The organism is Phytopseudomonas punonensis (genome assembly GCF_900142655.1).
Classification (GTDB): Bacteria; Pseudomonadota; Gammaproteobacteria; order Pseudomonadales; family Pseudomonadaceae; genus Aquipseudomonas; species Aquipseudomonas punonensis.
Genome location: NZ_FRBQ01000008.1, coordinates 92,266 through 111,033 on the forward strand (window position 1 = coordinate 92,266; position 18,768 = coordinate 111,033).

Sequence of the window (18,768 nt, forward strand, 5' to 3'; positions counted from 1 at the left end):
TGTTACCTCGTGTTCATCCCGCGGCGCCCAGCCTCGCTAGGCGCCTGCGGTACTACGGAATTGGTGGGTAGTGGCGCCTTAGCGCGATTTGCTCTTATTGACGACGTCGAAGATCACCGCGGCCAGCAGCACCAGGCCCTTGATCACCTGCTGCCATTCGATGCCGATGCCGAGGATCGACATGCCGTTGTTCATCACGCCCATGATCAGGGCGCCGATCACCGCACCGATGATCTTGCCGACGCCGCCGGACATAGACGCACCGCCGATGAACACCGCGGCGATCACGTCCAGCTCGAAGGACACCCCGGCCTTTGGCGTGGCAGTGTTGAGCCGCGCAGCGAAGATCAGCCCAGCCAGCGCGGCGAGCATGCCCATGTTGACGAAGGCAAAGAAGGTCAAACGCTCGGTGTTGATGCCCGACAGCTTGGCCGCCTTGACGTTGCCGCCGATGGCGTAGATACGCCGGCCCAGCGTGGTGCGGTTGGTCAGGAAGGTGTAGGCGCTGATCAACATGGCCATGATGATCAACACGTTCGGCAGGCCGCGGTAGGTGGCCAGCAGGTAAGCGATGTAGACGATGGCACCGGCGATCAGCAGGTTCTTGGCGACGAAGAACGGCGCTGGCTCGTCGACGATGCCATAGCGCTTGGCGCGACGACGGGCGCGCACCGCCAGGTAGATGATCAGCCCGGCAGCGAACAGGCCCAGTACGATGGCCGTCACATTGGGTTTGCCAACCCCGAAGATGTCCGGAATGAAGCCGTTGCTCATCAGCTGGAAGCTGCTGGAGAACGGGCCGATCGACTGCCCATCGAGCACGGCCAGGGTCAGACCACGGAACACCAGCATGCCGGCCAGGGTGACGATGAACGACGGGATCTGCCAGTAGGCGATCCAGTAGCCTTGCGCCGCACCGATCAGGCAGCCCATCAGCAGGCAGACGGGCACGACGACTGAAGTCGACCAGCCCCACTGCACCATCATTACCGCCGCAGCCGCGCCGACGAAACCGACCACCGAACCCACCGACAGATCGATGTGCCCGGAGACGATCACCAGCAGCATGCCCAGGGCCATGATGATGATGTAGCTGTTCTGCAGCAGCAGGTTGGTCAGGTTCACCGGGCGCATCAGCGTGCCGTCAGTGAGCACCTCGAACAGCGCCATGATGACCACCAGGGTCAGCAGCATGCCGTAGTCGCGGACGTGGCTCTTCATGTGGCCCAGCAGTGATGGCCGCGCCATCTGCTGGGTTTGGGCTGTTTGGTTGTTGTTATCCATTGTGTTGTCCTCGCTCACGCCTTGACGATCATCGACATGATCTTTTCCTGGCTCGCTTCTTCACGTGCCAGTTCGCCCAGGAAGGCGCCTTCGTTCATTACGTAAATGCGGTCGCACATACCCAGCAGCTCGGGCATCTCCGACGAAATGATGATCACGCCCTTGCCGTCGGCAGCGAGCTGGTTGATCAGGCTGTAGATCTCGAACTTGGCGCCCACATCGATGCCGCGGGTGGGCTCGTCGAGAATTAGCACCTCGGGTTTGGCGAACAGCCATTTGCTGAGCACCACCTTCTGCTGGTTGCCGCCAGACAGGTTGAGCACCTTCTGGAACACCCCGGGCGTACGGATATGCAGCGCCTCGCGGTATTCCTCGGAGATGCGTCGTTCCTCGTGTTCGTCGATCACCCCATGCTTCGATACGCCCGGCAGGTTGGCCAGGGTGGTGTTGCACAGGATGCTTTCGTCGAGCACCAGGCCCAATTCCTTGCGGTCTTCGGTGACGTAAGCGATGCCGTTGTCGACGGCGCGACGCACGGTGGACACGTCGATTTCCTGGCCGCGCAGGTGCACGGAGCCGGAAATGTTGCGCCCGTAGCTCTTGCCGAACACGCTCATCGCCAACTCGGTGCGCCCTGCCCCCATCAGCCCCGCGATACCGACCACTTCACCGGCCGCCACACGCAGGTTGACATTGCGGATCATCTGCCGGGACGCCGACTCGGGGTGCCAGACGTTCCAGTCGCGAATCTCCAGCAGGGTTTCGCCGATCTGCGGCGTGCGCTCCGGGTAGCGGTTTTCCATGTCGCGGCCGACCATGCCGCGAATGATGGTTTCTTCGCTGACTTCTTCGGTGTGGCAATCCATGCTGCTCACCGAGGCGCCATCGCGCAGCACCGTGATGCTGTCGGCGACGCGGCTGACTTCGTTGAGCTTGTGGGAAATCAGGATCGAGGAAATGCCCTGGGCGCGGAATTCCAGCAGCAGGTCGAGCAGCTTCTGGCTGTCGTTCTCCTGCAGCGCCGCAGTGGGTTCGTCGAGAATCAAGAGCTTGACGTGCTTGGCCAGCGCCTTGGCGATTTCCACCAGTTGCTGCTTGCCGACGCCGAGTTTCTCGACGGGCGTGGTAGCCACCTCGTCGAGGCCGACCTTCTTGAGCAGCCCTTCGGTACGCTGATACACCTCGGGCCAGTCGATCACCCCGTTGCTGGCGATCTCGTTGCCAAGAAACAGGTTCTCGGCAATCGACAGCAGCGGCACCAGTGCCAGCTCCTGGTGAATGATGATGATGCCTTCGCGCTCGCTGTCGCGAATACCGCTGCAGGCCAGCGGCTTGCCTTCGTAGATGATCTCGCCTTCGTAGCTGCCGTGGGGGTAAACGCCACTGAGCACCTTCATCAGGGTCGATTTGCCCGCGCCGTTTTCACCGCACAGAGCATGAATTTCACCGCGCCGCACCTTGAGATTGACGTTGTTGAGCGCCTTTACGCCCGGGAACGTCTTGGTGATGCCGCGCATTTCCAGAATGATGTCTTGCTGCATGGCTTTATCCGTCCGCAAGGCACGCGCCAACCGCAGCGGGCGCGCCATGCTCAGGTAAACAAAGAGGTGGAGGGCCGGCAGCGCCTGGCTGCCGGCGGGGCGACGCTTACTGGACCTGGTTCTTCTGGTAGTAACCGCTGTCGATCAACACCTTCTCCCAGTTGCTCTTGTCGACGGTGACAGGTTGCAACAGATAGGCCGGCACGACTTTCTTGCCATTGTCGTAGGTCTTGGTGTCGTTGATCTGCGGCTCGGCACCTTCGAGCAGCGCCTTGACCATGCCGACGGTCACTTCAGCGAGCTGGCGGGTGTCCTTGAAGATCGACGAATACTGCTCGCCAGCCAGGATCGATTTCACCGACGGCACTTCCGAATCCTGGCCGGTGACTATCGGCATCGGCATGTCGCCCGAGCCGTAACCAACACCCTTCAGCGACGACAGCACACCAATGGAGATGCCGTCATAAGGCGACAGCACGCCGTCGAGGCGTTCCTTGGTGTAGTTGGCGGACAGCAGGTTATCCATACGCGCCTGAGCGGTAGCGCCGTCCCAACGCAGGGTGCCAACCTTGCCCATACCGGTTTGCCCGGAAAGGATCTTGATCTCGCCCTTGTCGATCAGCGGCTGCAGCACCGACATGGCGCCGTTGTAGAAGAAGTAGGCGTTGTTGTCGTCCGGCGAGCCACCGAACAGCTCGACGTTGTACGGGCCCTTGCCGCGCGCCTGCATGCCCTTGACCAGGGATTCGGCCTGCAGCACGCCAACCTTGGTGTTGTCGAAGGTAGCGTAGTAGTCGACATACTCGCTGTCGCGGATCAGGCGGTCATAGGCGATCACCTTGATGTCCGCCGCATGGGCGTTTTCCAGCGCGTTGGTCAGCGTGGTGCCGTCGATCGCCGCGATGACCAGGACGTTGACGCCCTTGACCATCATGTTTTCGATTTGCGAGACCTGGGTGGGAATGTCGTCTTCGGCGTACTGCAGGTCGGCCTTGTAGCCGGCTTTCTCCAGCTGCTTGACCATGTTGTTGCCGTCGTCGATCCAACGGGCGGACGACTTGGTCGGCATCGCGATACCCACGAAGCCTTTTTCGGCAGCGCCCACGGATGCAGCACTGACCAGGGTGGCGCCCATGGCCATGGCGGCCACGAGTTTACGGACTGTGTTCATCAGCTTCTCCTGGCGACGCCTGGCGCGCTCAGGGACGCGCGACATCGCGATTTATTGTTGTTGGGGCAACGAAGAGCTCAAAGCAGAGCTGACGATAGAAGCACACCGCATATCAGGCAAATTCATATTTCGCTTAACTGCATACCAATATTGTTATGTAGCTGATCGACAGCACCTGCGTTCGGGCTCACACTCGCGCCATAACCCCAATAACGAGCACCGTCATGGATATCGGAATTGCCCGTCATCTGAAGATTCCCCAGCTGCGCCTGATCGCCGCGATTGCCGAGCACGGCCAGCTCGGGATGGCCGCCGATGATCTGACCGTCACCCAGCCGGCGGCCTCGCGCATGCTCGCCGATATCGAAAACACCCTGGGCGCCCGACTGTTCGAGCGGCATGCCAAGGGCATGGTGCCGACGCTGATCGGCCGCGCCCTCGCCCGCCGTGCACACAACATGCTGGTGGAGCTGCGCGATTTGGCCCAAGACGTCGAGGAGCTCAAGCGCGGCGAAGGGGGCATGACCACGGTCGGCGCCGTCACCGGTGCAGCAGTGGGCTTCGTGATTCCGGCGATTCGCCAGCTCAAGGCGATTTCGCCGCGCGCCGACGTGCACGTCAACGTCGCCGCCAGTGATGAACTGGTGCATGACCTGGCCAGCGGCAAGAACGATTTCGTGCTGGCTCGGCTGCCCCGCGGCGTCAATCCGGCGGATTTCGAGATCTACCCGGCGCGCACCGAAACCCTCAAGCTGATCGTGCGCCAGGATCACCCCCTGGCCAACGTCGAGCAGGTGACGCTGCGCGATCTGTCGAACTACGAATGGGTGATGCAAAGCCATCGGGCGCCGATCCGTGAGGCGATGGAAACGGCTTTCTTGAGTGCCGGCGCAACGCTGCCGACCAACATCACCAACACCACCTCGCTGCTGGCAATGATCGCCATCCTGGTGTCATCATCGGCAATCGCGCCGCTGGCCAGTGAAGTGCCGGACCTGCTGCTTGGCGACCAGGTCGGAGCCAAGCTCAAAGTGCTGCCGCTGAACATGACCATCGAGATGTCGCCCTACTACCTGCTGCTGGTCAAAGGGCGCGAGCTGTCGCCGGTGGCCAACCGCCTGCGCCGGCTGGTCACTGCCGCGTTGAACAAGGCGCATTGAGTCGCGCCTCGACCTGCACTTATTGACGCTGCAGATCCGCCTGCCCGAACAGCTCGACCAGCCAATCAACGAACACCCGCACCCGCCGCGAAAGCTGCCGATGCGGCGGATACAGCGCCGCCAGCGCAATCGGCGCCGGCGGATGCTCGGGCAACACCTCGCAGAGCGTGCGGGCACGCAATTGCTCGCGCACGTGATACAGCGGCGCCTGGATGATGCCCATGCCAGCCTCGCAGGCAGCCACGTAGCCTTCCGAGCTGCTGACGGCGAGATGGCCGGGCAATTCGATCTCCTGGCGCTCACCATCGACCATGAAGTCGAAGGCAAAACGTCGCCCCGTGAGCGGCGAAACATAGTTGACCGCTTGGTGGCCGTTCTGCAGCTCATCCAGGCTCTGCGGCAGGCCGTGAAGCTCGATATAGCGGCTGCTGGCGCAGGTAATCTGCTTCAACTGTGCCAAGGGCCGAGCGACCAGGCTGACGTCATGCACCTCACCGGCGCGCACCACGCAATCCACGCCTTCGCGAATCAGATCGACCGGCCTATCACTGGCAGCCATTTCCAGCTCGATGCGCGGATAGCGTGCGAAAAATGATGGCAGCGCCGGAATCACCACGCGGTGGCTGAGCGAGGCTGGCAGATCGACGCGCAAACGACCTTGCGGGTTGGCGCGGGTGTCAGAGAACAGCGACTCCGCGTCATCGATCTCCGCCAGCACGGCCAGACAGCGCTCGTAGTAGGCGCTGCCATCGAGCGTCGGGCTGACATGCCGGGTGGTGCGCTGCAGCAGCTGCGCCCCCAGATGACGCTCCAGCTGCTTGATCAGCTGGGTCACCGACGCCCTGGGCAGGCCGAGGCTGTCGGCGGCCTTGCCAAAGCCGCCGAGCTCGACGATGCGCGTGAAAACCTGCATGGCAAGCAAGCGATCCATAACGAGATTATTTTCCAAAACTAAATAGTGCATGCACTTTTAGCCGGTTTATCTAGCCAGCCGCAACAACCAAACTCTCGGCTCCACTTTTTGCAGGAGCTTGACGATGAAAACCCGCCAACTTGGCTACAACGGCCCCCAGGTTTCCGCCATTGGCCTGGGGTGCATGGGCATGAGCGACTTCTACACGGCCGGCCGTGACGATCAGGAGTCCATCGCCACCATTCACCACGCCCTTGAGCACGGCCTCAACTTCCTCGACACCGCCGACATGTACGGCCCCTACACCAACGAAGCGCTGCTGGGCCGGGCGCTGGCTGGCCGTCGGCATCAGGCCTTCGTGGCCAGCAAGTTCGGCATCGTTCGCGACGCCAAAGACCCGCACAAGCGTGGCGTCAGCGGCCACCCCGATTACGTGCGCCAATCCATCGAGGGCAGCCTGAAGCGGCTGAATACCGATTATCTGGACCTGTATTACCAGCACCGCATCGACCCGAACGTGCCCATCGAAGACACCATTGGCGCACTCGCCGAGCTGGTGGCACAGGGGAAGATCCGCCATCTCGGCCTCAGCGAGGTGGCGCCCGCCACCCTGCGCCGCGCTCACGCTGTGCATCCCATTGCCGCAGTGCAGACCGAATATTCGCTGTGGACGCGCGACCCCGAAGAAAATGGCGTACTGGCCACCTGCCGGGAACTGGGCATCGCCTTCGTGCCCTACAGCCCACTTGGCCGAGGCTTTTTGACCGGTGCGCTGCAGAGCCCTGACGACTTCGAGGCCGACGACTTCCGCCGCCACAACCCGCGTTTTCAGGGCGAGAACTTCGCCAGGAATCTGCAGCTGGTTGCCAAAGTGCAGAGCATGGCTGCCGACAAAGGCATCAGCGCGGCGCAACTGGCGCTCGCCTGGGTGTTGGCCAAGGGTGACGACATCGTGCCGATCCCCGGCACCAAGCGCCGCCGCTATCTGGATGAAAACCTGGCCGCGCTGGAGATCGAGTTGAGCGTGAGCGAGGTGGCGGCGCTGGACGACATCTTCCCGGCCAAGGCTATCGCGGGTGAACGTTACGCGCCCGACTCGATGCAGACGCTTTACCGGTGAAACGAAAACGGCCTGCGCAAGGCAGGCCGTTTCAGGTACAGCGAGCAGCTTACTTGAGTGCAGCCAGTGCAGCTTCGTAGTTCGGCTCGTCAGCGATTTCGCCAACCAGCTCGCTGTGCAGCACTTTGTCATTCTCGTCCAGTACAACCACAGCGCGGGCAGACACGCCAGCCAGCGGGCCGGAGCTCAGGGCTACGCCGTAGTTCTTGAGGAACTCGGCGCCGCGCATGGTCGACAGGTTCTGGACGTTTTCCAGGCCTTCGGCACCGCAGAAACGCGCCTGGGCGAACGGCAGGTCGGCAGAGATGCACAGCACGGCGGTGTTGGCCAGCTTGCTGGCTTCGGCGTTGAACTTGCGCACTGAGGTGGCGCAGGTCGGGGTGTCGACGCTCGGGAAAATGTTCAGCACTTTGCGCTTGCCGGCCAGGCTGCTCAGGCTGACGTCAGCCAGACCAGCGCCAACCAGGGTGAACGCCGGTGCTTGCTGACCAACTTGCGGCAGTTGGCCGTCGACCTGAACCGGGTTACCACGCAGGGTTACTTGTGCCATGAAAACGATCCTTTCTTTGATGGGAATAAACACGCAAGGACGGCCATCCTACGCCAGGAAAGCGCGCACTAGAAGACGTTGAGAATCATCTCGGGTATGGCGCGGCCATCTGTTTAACGGCTGTAGTCGTGACGCATTTCGACGCTAAATCTGCACGGCGTTGCCTTGGATAAGCATCCGCTAGGCGCTCAACTCCAGCCTGTACAGCCGATGCGCCGGAACCGGTTGTAGTCAGTAGCTACCCCGGCTCAAGCCTTGGACCGACTGATACGACCTGACTTGACCTCGGAGGCATACTTGACCAAGCGCTCTTCGCCGTTGATCAACACGCCGACCATGCGCAGGATCGCCCACGCATCGGCTTCGTGCTCTGAGCCGCGCAAGCGCTCGGCAATCTTCACCAGATCGACCGAGGCCCATTTTAGGTCCTCTGCGATGGTTTTGAGATCGTGCTTGAGTATCTGTGTTTGCCGCTGACCCATGGCGTTCCTGTCTCTCGGTAAGGTGAAAGTTGCAGTGCGCTGAAAGCTTTGGCGCACGCCGACTAAAAATTATGGAGGGCCGCATGAGCTGGCCGCTCTAGAAATCACGTTTGTAGAACAGATCCAGCGAGCTCGCCAAACCACTCGCCGCCTCAAGATACAGGCGACGACTCAGGGCGTAACGCAGTGCCACGGTATTCACCGGCTCGAACACACCAACCCCATAACGCAGGCTCAAGCGCTCGGAAAGATTGCCGCTGGCTACCACGCTAGTGTTGCGGCCACTGCCGTCGGTATCCAGTTGGAAATCCTGGATACCCAGGCTCTGCGCGACCGAGCCGGTCACTCCGGAGCTACCCGCCACACCCAACGCCAGCGCTGCCTGGGCGAGCATGTTGTTGTCTTCGCTACCGGTCGATAGCGGCCGCCCCAGCACCAGATAGGACAACGCCTGCTCCTGGCTCATCGCTGGCTCGGAAAACACCTCGGTGCGCGGCTGGTCGGCGCTGCCGGTCAAGCGCAGGCCGGCGACTACGTCGTCGACCTTGCGAATCGCTTCGATATCTAGGAATGGCTGGTCGATCGGCCCGGCAAACAGCAGGCGCGCACGGCGGATGGTCAGACGCTGGCCATAGCCGCGAAAATTGCCTTTGTTGAGATTCAACTCGCCGCGGGTGTCGAGGTCGTCACCGATGTGAACCCGGCCCGCCAGTTCGGCATTGAGACCGAAACCGCTGAACGTCAGCTTGTCGCTGCCGACGTCCACGTCGATATCCATGCTGATGGCCACCGGCTGCTTCTCCTGATTTTCGGCACCGACGATTACGGCGTCGTCAGACACCTTGACAGTGGATGGCGGCAGCTCGCGCACCACAATCTTGCCGCGTGGAATCGACACCTTGCCGCTGACCGACAACTGATCGTTGGCCAAACGCACCTGCATATCCGGCGCAACCTCAAGGTTCGCGTAAGGCTCGACGTTAACCGGCAAGCTGCTGCCCTTGACGTTCAGGTTGCCGCTCAGCGCGCCACTCCAGGCCAGCGCGCCGTCTAGCGTGCCCTGCCCCTTGTCACCACTGCGCCAGACGCCGTTGAGCTGCAGGCTTTCGCCGGAGATCAACACGCGTACCTGCAAATCTTCGAAGCTGGTGGGTAATTCACCGCCGGAAACTTCCCCATCGCTGAGCGCCAGCTGACCGTTGACCAGCGGTTTGAGCAAGTCGCCAGACAGCGTGCCGCTACCATTGAGCTGCCCACTCAGGCGCTCGACCATCGGCACGAACGGCCGGGCGATAGCCAGATCGAGGCCGCTGAGGCGGAACTGGCCGGACAGCGGCTTGCTTTCCCCTCGCGGATCGAGCTGCGCCTGCACCGACAACTCGCCTATGCGCGGGCCGCGCAGGCTCAGCTCGCTGTCGATGCGCTGCGGCCGCAGCTCGCTGCTCAGGCGCAGGCTGTCATAGGTGAAGTCCACCCACTGGCCGTCATCACGCACGCGCCAGGTGCCGCTGCCGGCATCCACCACCACGCGGCCGTTGGGGCCAGCTGCCGGCAAGTCCAGATGCACGTCGGCATCGAGCGTACCCTGCCAGGCGAAGTCTTTCGGGAACCACGGCGACAGGCTGTCGAGCGGGAAATCGGCAAGCCGATAACGGATCTTTGGCTCCGGCTGCAGGCGCTGGTTTTCGCCACACAGGCTGGCCGCGCCGGAGCGCAGGCAATGGGCGCCGAGATCGATCTCCCCGCTTGCCAGACGCACCAGCGAAGCCGGTGCTTGCAAACGCCAGTCCTGCCCGCCCGCTTGTACTTCGGCGCGGCTCAGGCGGCCGCGCCAGTCGCCCTTATCCAGCGTACCATCGAGAGCCAGGCTCGTTTGCAATTGCGGCCCCTGCAGGCTCAGATCCATCTGCTGCTGGCGTCCATTGCCGCTGCCGTTGACCGCGAGATCACCGATCAGGCTGTCGCCGCTGGCAATTCCCTGGCCACGCAATTGCACCTTGGCCTGCCCATTAACGTCCAGCGTGGCGTTGAGCCCCAGCTGGCGCAGGCGAGTGTCTTCGAACGCCAGCCCCTGGCCGGTCAGGGCGAACGTGCCTTGGGGTGTCTCCAGGTTGCCGGCCAGATCCAGCCGCCCACTGGCCTGGCCCTGCAAGCCCGGCCACAGCTGGCCGAGGCGATTGAGGGCGATGCGCAGCTGGCCCTGCAAACGCTGGTCGAGCTGGCCACTACCATCGATGCGGTTGTCGCCCAGCTGCACATTCAATGCGCTTACGTCCCAACGCTCCCCGGCGCCTGCGACCTTGGCCTGCAGCTGCGCTTGCTGGCCGCGCAGGTGACCTTTCAGGTCGAGGTCGCCGGTAAGCTCCAGGCGGCCATCGAGCAGTTGCCCTTTGCTGCGTACCGGCCCGGCGATTCGCCCGGGCAACTCGGCAACCCAGTAAGCGGGGTCGAAATCGCTGACCTGCAATTGCGCGTCCCAGCGCACGGCGTTGGCGAAACCGACGGTGAGCTGGCCATCGATCTTGCCCTGCCCGGCGCGCACCTGCAGCTGGGGCAGGTGGATCTGCTGCAGGTCGCCGCTGAGCGGCGTCTGTACGTTGAATGCGCCGGCGGGGCCGTCGAGCGCGGCGGACAAGTTGCCCAGATAATTGCCATTGTCGTAGGCGAGGTCGCCGGTGAGTTTTTTGATCGTGACTGGTGGCGCTTGCTCTAGTGGATACAGACGCAGCCAGGGGAAGTCCTGCCAGTCGATATGGGTATCGGCGCTAAAGCCCTCTTGCCAGTCGAGTCGGCCATTGATGGCCAGATACTCGCCCGGACCAGCCGACAGACGCAGCGTTTCGACATCTGCGCCGGCTGCATCGACACGCCCTTGCAGGGCCAGGGCAACCGGGCCCTCCTCGGCTGGCAGGGTGGCGATGCCGTTGATGCGGTAGCCATCCTGCAGGTTACCGGCCGCCTGCAGCGTAACGCCGTTCAAGCGCAGGGTATCAGGCAGCGAGGCTTCAGCCTTGAAGCCGTCAGCGGCAAAGGTCAGTGACGCGGGAATATGTTCGACCAGCGGCTGGACTTCACCACTCAGGCGCCCTGCCAGATAACCGCTGCTGTCGACCACCAGTGCCAGGCTCTCGCGCAGATTGCCCTCGACCTGCAGCTTCAGATCCCAGGCTTTTCCATCAGGCGACGGTAACGCCGCACTGCCCTGCAGCTTTAGCGGCCATTCTCCGCTGGGCTGCAAATGGCCCTGCACATCGACGATCAACTCGTCACGTTGCAGGTGCAGCTTGCTGATATTCAGCCCTTCGCTGGCCCAATCCGCAGCGAGCTCCAAACCCTGCAACTGGTCATCGCCATTGAGCTGCAGGCTGCCAAGCCATACCTCGCCAACTTCCAGGGCCACTGGCAGATCGAGTTGCGGCAGGTTGAAAGGCTCTTCGCTCGGCGCCTCGGTGCTCGGCGCGAAATTTAGCTCGATGCGCTCGCTGCGCAGCGTGTCGATGCACAGCGTCAGGCGCAGCAGACAGGAGGGCGACCAATCGAATTGTGGCTGGCGAACTACCACCTGATCGTCGCCCTGCTGCCAAAGCACCTGCTGGGCCGTCCAGCGGCCACCGAGGCGCCCCTCGAATCCATCGACCTGCAGCCCAGGCACCAGGCTCAGGGCCCAGCGGCTGCCGGCGGACGTCGCCAGCATCCAGATCAGCAACACCACGAGCAGGGCCAGCAAGCCAGCGAAGCTCAGCCCGGCGTACTTGAACGCGCGCCTCACAGCTCTGGCCCCATGGAGAAATGCAGCCGCACGCCGCCCTCTTCATCCAGCGGATGCGCCAGATCGAGACGCAACGGCCCGACTGGCGATACCCAGCGCAAGCCGATGCCGACCGCACTCTTGAGCGATGGTATGTCCAGCGAGTTGAAGGCATTACCGGTGTCGTAGAAGGTCGCCACGCGCCACTTGTCGAGGATGCTGTACTGGTACTCGGCGCTGGCCGCCACCATATAGCGCCCACCGATTTTGTCGCCATCATTGTTCTCTGGCGACAGGCTCTGGTAGTCGTAGCCGCGCACGCTCTGATCGCCACCGGCGAAGAAACGCAACGATGGTGGCACCGAGGAATTGAAGCCCTTGGATTCGGTGCCGCCGAACTGCGCACGGGCGAGAAAGCGGTGATTCTGCCAGAGCGTGGTGAGGCCCTTGACCAGCACGTTACCGTGCAGCACATCGGAGTCGGAAAGCAGCCCCTCTTTGGCCACCGAGGCATCGAACTGCAGGCGATAACCGTTATTAGGGTCGATGCGACTGTCGCTGTGCAGGTAGGAATAACTGATACCTGGCATCAACAGCGTACTGAGGCCCGAATCATCGCCGAGGCGATATTCCTCGCGCTGCCATTTCAAAGAAATCACCCGCTGCCAACCGCTGTCGAGCTTGCTGTGCCATTCGGGGCCAACCGTTAGCAGGCGACTCAGGCTATCGGTGTTGGCAAGCTCCTCGTACTGATAGCCTCCGGCGATACGCAGCTTGTCGGTCATCGGCGGATTGCCGGGAATGTCGTACCACAGACCAACGTTCTGCCGCGGCGCCGACAGCTCCATCTCCGCGCCATAACTGTGGCCCTGCGGGTTGGCCCAGTGCCGCTCCCACTGAGCACGACCCCGCGGGCCGACGTCGGTGGAAAATCCCAGGCCTAGACCCATGGTGCGCGGCAAGCGGGTTTGCAGATGCACCTTGACCGGAATCACCTGTTGCTCGGCCACCGTTGGGCTGGCATCAACCCGCACCGATTCGAAGTAGCCGCTCGCGCGCAGCGCCTCGTACAGCTCGGCAATGCGCTCGGAGTCGTAAGGCGTGTCTGCAGGGAACGGCACCATGCGCTGCAGCAACTCGTCATCGAAGGGCATATCGCCCTCGAATCTGACAGGCCCGAGGATGTAGCGCGGGCCGCTGTCATAGACCAGTTCGATATCGGCCAGACCTGCCTGCGGGTTGATGCGCAGACTCTGCTGGGTGAAACGCCCGTGAAAGAAGCCGTAGCGCGAGGCCTGGTTCTGGATGTGCCGTTTGGCAGCTTCGTAGCGGCCGTGATTGAGGCGCGCACCTTGAGTAAGTTGCGCGCTCTTGGGCAACTGGAAGGCAGGCATTTGCGCAGCGGGGCCGTCGATCCTGACCGTGACGTTACCGAGGCGCACCGGCTCACCGGGCACGACTCGAACGTTCAGGCGCGGCGGCGTCTGTTCGAGCACTTCGGTAGTAACTCGCGCCTGGTAGTAGCCCAGCGCCTGAGCGGCCTTTTCGGCCTGGCCTTCGACCACCCGGCGCAGCCGCTGCAGAGCCTCGGCATCACGCTCGCCAAGGTTGCCGATATAGCCCTCGACATTGCTCTTCAAGGCATTGTTGGCCGGCTGCACGCTGACCACCAAACGGGCATCTTCGGCAAGCAACGTGGCACTGAACAGCATTAGCGCGCAGCCGGCGCCTAGTGTCGAAATAACTCTCATGGCGGCGATGCTATCACGGCAACTACGGCAAACCAGCGCGTGTACGTATCGAAACGATTTCCCGCTGTGCTGGCCGCGCGGCGACGCGATGGGCTAGCATCGCGGCTTTACCGCCAGCTACGCTCAGGATCGCCGACATGAAACTCGTTTCCTTCAACATCAATGGCTTGCGCGCGCGCCCTCACCAACTCGCGGCACTGATCGAGAAGCATCAGCCGGACGTGATCGGTCTGCAGGAAACCAAGGTCAGCGATGAGCAGTTTCCCGAAGCGGAAATCCGCGCCCTGGGCTACCACGTGCATTACCACGGCCAGAAAGGCCATTACGGCGTTGCGCTTTTGTCTCGCCAAGCACCGCTGGAAATATTCAAGGGCTTCCCGGAAGACGGCGAAGAGTCGCAACGGCGCTTCATCTACGGCACCTACGCCGATGCCAACGGTAATCCGGTCACAGTGATGAATGGCTACTTCCCCCAGGGCGAGAGCCGCGACCACCCCACCAAGTTTCCCGCCAAGCAGCGCTTCTACGCCGACCTGCAGGCATTGCTGAGCAGCCGCTTCGCTCACGACCAGCCGCTTATCGTCATGGGCGACATCAACATCTCCCCCGAGGATTGCGACATCGGTATCGGCGAAGTCAACCGCAAGCGCTGGCTGAAGACCGGCAAATGCAGCTTCCTGCCGGAAGAACGCGAATGGTTGGCGACGCTGAAAAGCTGGGGGCTGGTCGACTCCTTCCGTCAGCTGCACCCAGAGGTCGACGACCGCTTCAGCTGGTTCGACTACCGCAGCCGCGGCTTCGAAGACGAGCCCAAGCGCGGCCTGCGCATCGATGTGATCCTCGCCTCGCAAGCCTTGCAGGAGCGTCTGAAGGACGCGGGAATCGACTACGAACTGCGCGGCATGGAGAAGCCCTCCGACCATGCGCCGATCTGGCTGCAATTAAGCTGATCGACCGTCATCGTGTAGTCATTTTTCTGTCTTATCGTCGCAGCACTTCAGCCACCCCTTTCAAGGTGATTGCCGCATGCTGCGCGCCTCGACCCGTTATGACCGCGAGACCTGGAGCCGAACCGCTACCTTTCTGCTGCTCGGCTTCGTCCTTTACCTGAGCCCCTGGACGGCCTTTGCCGCGCTGCCGCTGCCTACCGACGACCGGCCGGTACTGCGCATCCAGGGCTCCAACACCATCGGCGCCAAGCTCGGTCCTGCGCTGGTACGTGGGCTGCTCCAGGAACAAGGCTTCAATGACATCCGCACTACCGCCACCCAGGAAAATGAGCAGGCAGTCAGCGGTCTGAATGCCGCGGGCCGCAAGGTTACCTTGACCATCGCCGCCCACGGCTCGGGCACCGGCTTTACCGCCATTAGCCAGGGCAGCGCCGAGCTGGCTGCATCCTCGCGGCCGATCAAGGACAGTGAAACAGCCAGCTTGTCATCGCTCGGCAATATGAAAAGCGCGGATGCCGAGCAGGTCATCGCCATTGACGGCCTGGCAATCGTGCTGCACCCGAGCAACCCCATCAATACACTGAGCACTCTGCAGCTGGCGCAGATTTTCTCCGGTGAAATCAGCGACTGGGCTCAAGTCGGTGGCCGCCCAGGCACAATCGACTTGTACGCTCGGGACGACAACTCAGGCACCTTCGACACCTTCAAGGAGCTGGTGCTGAGTGCCAACGGCAAGCAGCTGTCGACCAAGGCCAAGCGCTTCGAATCCAGCGAGCAACTCTCCGATTCCGTGGCCCGGGATGCCAACGGCATCGGCTTCATCGGCCTGCCCTACGTACGCAGCGCCAAGGCGGTGGCGATCGCCTCGGGCGGCTCGCAACCGATGGCGCCGAGCGTAACGCTGATCGCCACCGAGGATTACCCGCTGTCACGGCGCCTGTTCCTCTACGGCCCGCAAAATGGCGTCAACCCCTGGGCCAAAGCCCTGCTGCAATTCGCCCAGAGCCCACGTGGCCAGGCCGTCGTGGCGCAGAACGGGTTCATCGCGCAGACCGTCGAAGCGGTGAAGATCACTGCCACGCCGGATATGCCGCAGGCTTATCAGGATCTGGCGCAAAAAGCCGAGCGGCTGTCGGTCAACTTCCGCTTTCAGGAAGGCAGTGCCAGCCTGGACAACAAGGCTCAGCAGGACTTGCGCCGCGTGCTCGACTACCTGCGTCAGCACGACAAACTGCAGCAGAAAGTCGTACTGGTAGGCTTCGGCGACCCCAAGGCGGTCTCCGCCCGCGCAGAGCTGCTGTCCAAATTGCGCGCCATGGCGGTCCGCCGCGAGCTGGTTCGTGAAGGCGTGATACTGCGCGATGTGGCGGGGCTCGGCGATGAGCTTCCGGTAGCTGACAACGAGGGCGACAGCGGCCGTCTCAAGAACCGTCGCGTCGAGGTCTGGGTGTACTGAACACTTCTGACATATGACGGATACTTGCCGCACCACAGGAATCATCCTAGCCTTGTAAACATGTGGCGCCGGGCCCCTCTGGCGATGAGTCCACCTCATCGTGATGTCGGAGTCACTAAGTTGAATCTCAACTTAGGCATTGACAGGGAGGGCCCATGACAGCTCTACATGCCTTTATGCTCACGCCGTTTCTCGGCACCCCGTACTACTTCTGGCTGGCGTTCATCGTCATTGTCATTGCGCTGCTGGTCTTCGACCTCGGCATCCTGCACCGCGACCAACACGAAATCGAAATGCGTGAAAGCCTGCTGCTCTATTCAGGCTACTTCAGCGTTGGCGTCGCCTTTGGCGGCTGGGTCTGGTGGGAGCTTGGCGCCACCAAGGCGCTGGAGTTCTACACCGGCTTTCTAGTCGAACAGTCGCTATCGATGGACAACGTGTTCGTCATGGCGATGATCCTTGGCTTCTTCGGCATCCCACGCAAATACCAGCATCGCGTGCTGTTCTGGGGAATCATCGGCGTGGTCGTGCTGCGCGCGATCATGATCGGCCTGGGAACCGCGCTGGTTCAGAAGTTCGACTGGATCCTCTACGTGTTTGGCGCCTTCCTGCTGTTCACCGGCATCAAAATGCTGTTCAGCAAGGATCACGACGAGCATCCAGACCTGTCGCAGAACAAGCTGCTGATCTTTCTGCGCAAACACATCCGTATGACCGACGACATGCACGGCGGCAAATTTCTGGTGCGCCAGAGGGATGAGGCCAGCGGAAAGATGCTGCTGTTCGCCACGCCGCTGCTGCTGGCACTGGTGCTGATCGAGCTGGCGGACCTGGTGTTCGCGGTGGACAGCGTACCGGCAGTGTTCGCCATCACCCAGGATCCGTTCATCGTCTACACCTCGAACATCTTCGCGATTCTTGGCCTGCGTGCGCTGTACTTCGCACTCGCGGCATTGATGCACCGCTTCGTGTACCTCAAGTACGCGCTGGCCATCGTGTTGATGTTCATCGGCTGCAAGATCTTCCTGCACGGCTTCATCAAGGTTCCCGCTTTGCTCTCGCTCGGCGTTACCATGGGCGTACTGGCCGGCGGCGTTATCCTGTCGCTGCTGAAAACCCGCGATAAGAAGCCTGCAGAGACGACGTGAGCGAAAGAGACGTGCAGCTCGAACGCATAGACAAGGGAGACGGCGTACGCTGGTGCGTACGCCTGGGCAAGCGCACGTTGATGTTCGACGACGAAAGCGCTGCCCGCACCTTTGCCGCCCAACTGCACATGCGCGTGAACGCCGACAAGCTGACGCTGGTAGCTGACACCAGCAAGGCGCCGGACATCTAAACCTGCGTCACGCCTTGTACTTACCCAGCTCAAACTTGCCAATTGCCGCGCGGTGCACTTCATCGGGGCCATCGGCCAGGCGCAAGGTACGCTGCATGGCGTACCAGTAAGCCAACGGAAAATCGCCACTGACCCCTGCCCCGCCATGCATCTGAATGGCGCGATCGATTACCTTCAATGCCACGTTCGGCGCCACTACCTTGATCTGTGCGATCTCGCTGGCGGCGACCTTGTTGCCGACGGTATCCATCATGTAGGCCGCATTAAGCGTCAGCAGTCGCGCCATATTGATCTCCATGCGTGACTCGGCGATCAGGTCGATGTTGCCGCCCAGGCGGGCCAGCGGCTTGCCAAATGCGCTACGCGCCAGGGCTCGTTCGCACATCAACTTGAGCGCACGCTCGGCCATACCGATAGAGCGCATGCAGTGGTGAATACGCCCAGGCCCCAGGCGGCCCTGAGCGATCTCGAAGCCTCGCCCTTCACCGAGCAGAACGTTTGCGTACGGCACGCGGACGTCCTCGAACAGTACTTCGGCGTGGCCATGGGGCGCGTCGTCGTAACCGAAAACCGGCAATGGCCTGAGCACTTTCACGCCGGGCGTATCCATCGGCACCAGAATCATCGAGTGCTGTTGGTGGCGATGCCCTTCGGGGTTGGTGAGCCCCATGAAAATCATTACCTTGCAACGTGGATCACAGGCGCCCGAAGTCCACCACTTCCGGCCATTGATTACCCAGTGATTACCATCACGCACCGCCGTCGCCTGCATATTGGTGGCATCCGACGACGCCACCTCTGGCTCGGTCATGGCGAATGCCGAACGAATCTCACCGCTTAACAGTGGCTCGAGCCATTCAATCTTTTGCTCTTCGCTGCCGTAACGCACCAACACTTCCATATTGCCGGTATCGGGGGCCGCGCAGTTGAACGGCTCTGGGCCAATCAGCGAACTGCCCATGATTTCTGCAAGCGGCGCGTATTCGGTATTGCTTAGCCCGGCGCCGAGGGCCGAGTCCGGCAGAAACAGGTTCCACAGCCCTTCTCCCTTCGCACGGTCTTTCAACAGCTCGATGATCGCCGTCGGCTGCCAGCGATCACCCTCGGCAACTTGCTGCTCAAAGATGGCCTCAGCCGGATAAACATGATCCTGCATAAAAGCGCTGACGCGCTCGCGCAGTTGCTGAACCTTGGGGGAATAGGCGAAATCCACGGCATACCTCGGCTGCATTTCTGTGTGCAAAGGATGCTAGTGGACGCCGAGTCATTAATCGAAGCTATTTTCAGCGTGTATTAACATTCA

15 protein-coding genes are annotated in these 18,768 nt (G+C 61.9%); 6 read left to right on the plus strand and 9 right to left on the minus strand.

The features are described from left to right. Positions 1-78: 78 nt before the first annotated feature. From mmsB to chvE, 3 genes are all read right to left on the minus strand, one after another. The gene (mmsB, locus tag BUC40_RS17880; RefSeq protein WP_073267531.1) at positions 79-1,284 is read right to left on the minus strand and encodes a multiple monosaccharide ABC transporter permease; all 1,206 of its coding nucleotides are present in this window, start codon (positions 1,282-1,284) and stop codon (positions 79-81) included. 14 nt (positions 1,285-1,298) lie between these two features. After that, entirely contained in the window at positions 1,299-2,825 is a 1,527-nt protein-coding gene (mmsA, locus tag BUC40_RS17885; RefSeq protein ID WP_073267628.1) for a multiple monosaccharide ABC transporter ATP-binding protein, read from the minus strand. Between the two features lie 106 nt (positions 2,826-2,931). Further along, positions 2,932-3,996 (minus strand): multiple monosaccharide ABC transporter substrate-binding protein, encoded by a 1,065-nt coding sequence (chvE, locus tag BUC40_RS17890; RefSeq protein ID WP_073267532.1) that lies wholly within the window; start codon positions 3,994-3,996, stop codon positions 2,932-2,934. Positions 3,997-4,220: 224 nt separating this feature from the next. Here chvE and BUC40_RS17895 point away from each other — a divergent pair, with 224 nt between their 5' ends. Continuing rightward, positions 4,221-5,156 carry a LysR family transcriptional regulator gene (locus BUC40_RS17895; protein WP_073267533.1) on the plus strand — a complete coding sequence of 312 codons (936 nt, stop codon included), beginning with the start codon at positions 4,221-4,223 and terminating at the stop codon, positions 5,154-5,156. A 19-nt stretch (positions 5,157-5,175) separates the two neighbouring features. On the opposite strand, the gene BUC40_RS17900 is transcribed toward BUC40_RS17895, so the two are convergent. Beyond that, positions 5,176-6,087, minus strand: coding sequence for a LysR family transcriptional regulator (locus BUC40_RS17900; protein ID WP_073267534.1), 912 nt, complete (start codon positions 6,085-6,087; stop codon positions 5,176-5,178). A 106-nt stretch (positions 6,088-6,193) separates the two neighbouring features. Between BUC40_RS17900 and BUC40_RS17905 the strand changes: the two genes are divergently transcribed. Further along, positions 6,194-7,189: an aldo/keto reductase gene (locus tag BUC40_RS17905; protein ID WP_073267535.1), complete on the plus strand. Its 996-nt coding sequence runs from the start codon at positions 6,194-6,196 to the stop codon at positions 7,187-7,189. A gap of 49 nt (positions 7,190-7,238) precedes the next feature. On the opposite strand, the gene tpx is transcribed toward BUC40_RS17905, so the two are convergent. From tpx to BUC40_RS17925, 4 genes are all read right to left on the minus strand, one after another. After that, positions 7,239-7,739 (minus strand): thiol peroxidase, encoded by a 501-nt coding sequence (gene tpx, locus BUC40_RS17910; protein ID WP_073267536.1) that lies wholly within the window; start codon positions 7,737-7,739, stop codon positions 7,239-7,241. A 248-nt stretch (positions 7,740-7,987) separates the two neighbouring features. Then, positions 7,988-8,221 carry a hypothetical protein gene (locus BUC40_RS17915; RefSeq protein ID WP_073267537.1) on the minus strand — a complete coding sequence of 78 codons (234 nt, stop codon included), beginning with the start codon at positions 8,219-8,221 and terminating at the stop codon, positions 7,988-7,990. A gap of 97 nt (positions 8,222-8,318) precedes the next feature. Continuing rightward, positions 8,319-11,990, minus strand: coding sequence for a translocation/assembly module TamB domain-containing protein (locus BUC40_RS17920; protein ID WP_073267538.1), 3,672 nt, complete (start codon positions 11,988-11,990; stop codon positions 8,319-8,321). Beyond that, positions 11,987-13,720 (minus strand): BamA/TamA family outer membrane protein, encoded by a 1,734-nt coding sequence (locus BUC40_RS17925; RefSeq protein WP_083593614.1) that lies wholly within the window; start codon positions 13,718-13,720, stop codon positions 11,987-11,989. Before BUC40_RS17925 ends, BUC40_RS17920 begins: the two co-directional genes overlap by 4 nt. 137 nt (positions 13,721-13,857) lie before the next feature. Here BUC40_RS17925 and xthA point away from each other — a divergent pair, with 137 nt between their 5' ends. The 4 genes from xthA to BUC40_RS17945 all read left to right on the plus strand — a co-directional run bounded on the left by xthA (position 13,858) and on the right by BUC40_RS17945 (position 17,465). Further along, complete coding sequence (gene xthA / locus BUC40_RS17930; RefSeq protein ID WP_073267540.1) at positions 13,858-14,670, plus strand: exodeoxyribonuclease III; 813 nt, start codon at positions 13,858-13,860, stop codon at positions 14,668-14,670. Between the two features lie 76 nt (positions 14,671-14,746). Next, positions 14,747-16,126, plus strand: coding sequence for a substrate-binding domain-containing protein (locus tag BUC40_RS17935; RefSeq protein ID WP_073267541.1), 1,380 nt, complete (start codon positions 14,747-14,749; stop codon positions 16,124-16,126). Between the two features lie 155 nt (positions 16,127-16,281). Then, a complete protein-coding gene (locus BUC40_RS17940; RefSeq protein ID WP_073267542.1) occupies positions 16,282-17,274 on the plus strand; it encodes a TerC family protein in 993 nt (330 codons plus the stop codon). After that, on the plus strand, positions 17,271-17,465 hold the full coding sequence (locus BUC40_RS17945) for a hypothetical protein (protein WP_073267543.1): 195 nt from the start codon (positions 17,271-17,273) through the stop codon (positions 17,463-17,465). The genes BUC40_RS17940 and BUC40_RS17945 overlap by 4 nt, the downstream gene beginning before the upstream one ends. 7 nt (positions 17,466-17,472) lie before the next feature. Here BUC40_RS17945 and BUC40_RS17950 read toward each other — a convergent pair whose 3' ends face one another. Then, positions 17,473-18,678: an acyl-CoA dehydrogenase gene (locus tag BUC40_RS17950; protein ID WP_073267544.1), complete on the minus strand. Its 1,206-nt coding sequence runs from the start codon at positions 18,676-18,678 to the stop codon at positions 17,473-17,475. Positions 18,679-18,768: the final 90 nt, after the last annotated feature.